The organism is Flavobacterium sp. ACAM 123, assembly GCF_000264055.1.
Classification (GTDB): Bacteria; Bacteroidota; Bacteroidia; order Flavobacteriales; family Flavobacteriaceae; genus Flavobacterium.
Genome location: NZ_AJXL01000165.1, coordinates 1 through 4,976, shown reverse-complemented (window position 1 = coordinate 4,976; position 4,976 = coordinate 1). Strand labels below are relative to the sequence as shown.

Genomic DNA, 4,976 nt, shown 5'->3' with positions numbered 1-4,976 from the left:
AACCACAGTAAATTATAATCAGTAACGAAGGTCGGGGCAGCTTTTTTAATTTTTTTTCGAAGGTTAAAAAGCCAATGTCTTAGCTTTAAGATGAAGTCCCATTTAAATCTTGCTGCAAATTCTTAAATTAGTATTCGACGGGTTTGCAGTATTTAATTTTAAAGACGACCTACAGTGTAATTGAAAGACTATAGAAAGTACATCGCACATTTGTAAACTTGGAGATGATCATAAATTTGCTGATTTATGGTTTTTTACAAGCTTCCGTCAAAACTGCTAAAACCAAATTCTACATTTAATTTGTTTGCCATATAGTATTCGATCAGAAATTTCCTAAGTGGTGTCTTTGTAGATTAAAATTCAAATTAATTTCTACGTTATTTAATTTTAAAAATCTTTTCTACAGCTACTTTTAAATTTTACGTGTTTTGCTATTTCAATAAATTTTCTTTGTATTCACAATTAAATTTAAGTGGGTAAATACATTTTAATGAGTTGTAAATTAATAACGGGCATCAATCTTCCCTATTTATACTACTACAATTTGTGCGTAACGTAATTAGTAAAAATAAGTTTTGTTAACCGTCGTACAATCAACTTTTCAAGACATTAGATCATGTTTCGATAAAAAATATCTTCTAAAATATAATTTTTAAGAAAATTTATTTCGTTAACTTACGTTTTATCAAGTTAATATGTAACATTACACCTTATGATTGATCGTTTTTTAAAAATAAGAGAAGACTCAGAGCAGCTTTGTAAATCCTTGCTTATTGAAGATTATTCCGTTCAAGCGATTGAGTTTACATCTCCCCCAAAGTGGCATTTAGCGCACACTACCTGGTTTTGGGAAGAATTCATATTGACAAAACATGCTGTAAATTATAGTGTTTATGATGAAGATTTTTCGTTTCTGTTCAATAGTTATTACAATAATGTAGGTAAACGTGTTTTGCGTCCTTTAAGAGGTTTGATGACGAGACCTTCTGTTAATGAAGTTTATATCTATAGAAAATATGTTACTGATGCAATGGTCACTTTTTTAAACACGAATCCAAACAATGAAATTTTAGATGTGATCGAAATTGGGATCAATCATGAGGAACAGCATCAAGAGTTATTGGCATACGATATTAAATATACTTTGGGAAACCAACCTACATTTCCTTCTTACAAAAATAGTTATAAAACCAAAGTTGAAAATCAAGCAGCTAGCTTTATAAAAATTAAAGCAGGTCTTTATGAAATAGGCCATCAAGAAAGCTCTTTTTGTTTTGATAATGAATTGGGCAAGCACAAAGTGTATGTAAATGATTTTGAAATTAGTAATAAGCTTGTTACTAATCGTGAATATTTAGATTTTATAATAGCTGGAGGGTATCAAAACTTCAATTTTTGGCATGATGAAGGATGGAGTTGGGTCAATACCAATAGCATCGTAGCGCCACTATATTGGTACAAAATAGAGAGTGAATGGTGGAATTACTCTTCAAGCGGTTTAGATAAAGTTGATCTTGATTTGCCAGTGATGCATATTAGTTTCTACGAAGCTTTTGCTTATTGTGAATGGAAAGGTTATCGTTTACCAACCGAGTTTGAGTGGGAAATAGCAAGTGATCAATTGCAATGGGGTCAACTTTGGGAATGGACAAACAGTGCTTATCTTGCTTACCCCGGATTTAATAAATTAGCTGGAGCACTAGGAGAATACAACGGTAAGTTTATGATTAATCAAATGATTTTGAGAGGTGCTTCAGTGGCTACTCCAGAAGGCCACAGCCGAAAAACATACCGTAACTTTTTTCAACCCAATATGCGTTGGCAATTTAACGGATTACGATTAGCTAAATAATTAAAAACATATAGTATGAAAGCAATATTTAATAAGACAGTGGTTGCTCAAAGTGAGCATACAGTAGTTGTGGAAGGAAATCATTATTTTCCTTTAGAAAGCATTAATAGCGATTATTTTACTGAAACGATCCATAATACCACTTGCCCATGGAAAGGAGAAGCTAGTTATTATAGCATAAAAGTTAACGATGAAATTAGCGAAAATGCAGGATGGTCTTATAAAAACCCGAAAGAGGCCGCTAAGGAAATAAAGAATCATGTAGCATTTTGGAAAAATGTTACAATTGAAAAATGAATTTCTAATTTAAAAATAAGGTTATGAAAAAATTTGATTTTATAATTATTGGTAGTGGACAAGCAGGAATACCTTTGGCATTTAGTTTATCTAAAAAAGGTACAGTTGCACTTATAGAAAAAAGTTTGTTGGGTGGAACTTGTGTGAATACTGGTTGTACTCCCACAAAAGCTTACGTCGCTAGCGCCCGCAGAATTTGGGATACTTTGCATGTTGAAGAAATGGGAATCGAAATTGCAGCTGGCGCGAAAGCAAATCTTGAAAAAATAAAAGCAAGAAAAGATACTTTAATAAATGGTTCCCGTGAAGGAATTGAAAAAAGTATTGCCGAAAATGATACTATAACCCTTTTTAGAGGTGAAGCGCATTTTTTGTCTAATTATGAAATTGCGGTTAACGAAGATAAAATTACAGCAAAGCAAATTTTTATAAATGTAGGAGCAAGGGCTGTGATTCCTAAAGAGTATGTACATGTTGATTATTTAACCAATATTGACATTTTAGGATTAACCAAATTGCCGGAGCATTTAATAATCGTAGGTGGAAGCTACATTGGATTAGAATTTGGTCAAATGTTCAAGCGTTTTGGTAGTAAAGTCACCATAATTGAACGTGGCGATCGATTGATTAGTAGAGAAGACGAAAATGTAAGTGAATCTCTTGCTGAGATTATGCGATCTGAGGATATAGAAATTGAATTTAATGCTAAAAAAATAAATGTGTCGCAGGACGAAAATAGTATTTTGATAAAAATTAATGGAGCCGAAAAAGAGATTAAAGGCTCTCATTTACTTTTAGCGGTAGGGCGTTCACCTAATACTGACGCATTACAATTAGAAAACACCTCGATTGATATTGATAAGAAAGCGTATCTGACCGTTGATGATTATTGCAAAACTAATGTAGAAGGTGTTTTTGCGATAGGAGATTGTAATGGAAAAGGGGCGTTTACACACACCTCTTACAATGATTTTCAAATTGTAGAGGACTATGTTTTAGGAGATAAAAAAAGAAAAATTAGTGACAGACTTACTACCTACGGATTATTTGTTGATCCGCCTTTAGGAAGAGTAGGTATGACAAAAGCCGAAGCGGAGAAGAAAGGTTTTGAAATACTAATTGCACACATGCCAATGAGTAAAATAGCTCGTGCTAAAGAAAAAGGGGAAACAAAAGGATTTATGGAAGCGATTATCGATGCTAAAACAAATCAGTTTTTAGGAGCTTGCGTTTTAGGTGTTGGTGGTGATGAAATCATTAGTAGCATTACAAATCTAATGTATGCAAAACAACCTTACACCGTTTTTAGAGATGCAGTTCATATTCATCCAACTGTAGGTGAATTAATACCAACAATGTTAGCCAATTTAAAACCAATTACTACAGTGTAATATCTCGATTATTATACTTTAGCCTTTAAGTTTTTAAATGGTTAAACCATTTTTTTTAATATGATTAAAAAAAGAAACCGCTGCTCCTGCTTATGACTTGGGAGTTCGTTACTAAGCATTGTAAATAGTAAAAATTTATACCGAACAAGATGAACAAAACAGACTTGATAAGCAAAATAAACGTTATTAATAGTATGATTGACGAACTTAAAAAAGAGGTTGATGAAGGATTAAGTAATGAAGAGAAGTCATTACCATCAAAATACTTTTATGATAAAACAGGAGATGCTCTTTTTATAAAAATCATGGGCTTGCCAGAGTATTATGTGACGCGATCTGAGCTTGAAATTTTTAAAACACACAGTGATAAAATTATAGAAGCGTTGCAACTTAAACCTGATACCTATTTTGACTTGATCGAGCTTGGCGCTGGAGATGGTTTAAAAACCAAAGAACTTTTGAGAGAACTCAACCGAGGAAATTATAGACTTGACTATATGCCAATAGATATTTCTCAAAATGCTTTAGACAACTTAGAGGCAGATCTAAATAACGAATTACCAAGTCTATCAATTAATAAAAAGCAAGGCGATTATTTTGAAATTTTAGAATCATTAAAAGAAAATAAGCATCCTAAAGTAATTCTATTTTTAGGTATCAAATATTGGTAATATGCCTGATGAAATTGCCACTGACTTTATTGCGAAATTAAGCGATAATCTACAAAAAGGGGACAAACTAATTTTAGGAGTTGATTTAATTAAGTCTGCGTCTATTGTACTTCCCGCATACAGCGATAGCAAAGGTATCACAGCTGATTTTAATCTAAATTTATTACACAGATTAAACAGGGAATTAGAAGCTAATTTTGATTTAGAATTCTTTGAACATCAACCGGAGTATAAAGAGAGTGAAGGTATTGCTAAGAGTTATTTAGTTAGTACCAAAGCGCAACAAGTTTACATAGCGCAACTCGATAAAACCTTTTTCTTTAATGAAGGAGAAAAAATACTAATGGAAATATCTAGAAAGTACAACGATACTATTTTAAATTCAATTTTAAGCAAAACGGATTTTGAAATTAAAGATAGAATAACCGATAGTAAGGCATATTTTGCGAATTATATTTTAGAAAGAAAATAATTAAGATTTGCAACGAGTTGCAAATCCATAATTCATTTCTTGAAAATTTGAATGCACTAGATTTTGATGTGATTCCTTAATCTCCTGTACTTTTTTTGTACAATATTTGTGGTTAATTTTTCAATATTGGACCATCAGCCTATAAGAATCACTACAATAATTTTTGGATGCAGAACCGTATGATGTAATAACAAACAATGATGAATCAGCAAATATTTAAAGCACCTGCGGGCAGGTTTAAATTTTGTTGTATCAAAAATTTTATAAAAAACGGCGTTTAATCTAGTTTAAAC

General features: G+C 32.0%; 5 protein-coding genes. All 5 read left to right on the top strand.

The window, feature by feature from the left end; genetic code table 11:
* Positions 1 to 712: 712 nt before the first annotated feature.
* The 5 genes from egtB (at position 713) to A3SG_RS22785 (ending at position 4,683) form a co-directional block, all read left to right on the top strand.
* Complete coding sequence (egtB, locus tag A3SG_RS0117435) at positions 713 to 1,852, top strand: ergothioneine biosynthesis protein EgtB (RefSeq protein WP_016991282.1); 1,140 nt, start codon at positions 713 to 715, stop codon at positions 1,850 to 1,852.
* 15 nt (positions 1,853 to 1,867) lie between these two features.
* Positions 1,868 to 2,149, top strand: coding sequence for a DUF427 domain-containing protein (locus A3SG_RS0117430; protein WP_016991281.1), 282 nt, complete (start codon positions 1,868 to 1,870; stop codon positions 2,147 to 2,149).
* Positions 2,150 to 2,172: 23 nt separating this feature from the next.
* Positions 2,173 to 3,540 carry a mercuric reductase gene (locus tag A3SG_RS0117425; protein WP_016991280.1) on the top strand — a complete coding sequence of 456 codons (1,368 nt, stop codon included), beginning with the start codon at positions 2,173 to 2,175 and terminating at the stop codon, positions 3,538 to 3,540.
* Between the two features lie 149 nt (positions 3,541 to 3,689).
* Complete coding sequence (locus A3SG_RS22790; RefSeq protein WP_255347722.1) at positions 3,690 to 4,211, top strand: L-histidine N(alpha)-methyltransferase; 522 nt, start codon at positions 3,690 to 3,692, stop codon at positions 4,209 to 4,211.
* Between the two features lies 1 nt (position 4,212).
* The gene (locus tag A3SG_RS22785) at positions 4,213 to 4,683 is read left to right on the top strand and encodes an L-histidine N(alpha)-methyltransferase (protein WP_255347721.1); all 471 of its coding nucleotides are present in this window, start codon (positions 4,213 to 4,215) and stop codon (positions 4,681 to 4,683) included.
* The last annotated feature ends 293 nt before the right edge of the window (positions 4,684 to 4,976 follow it).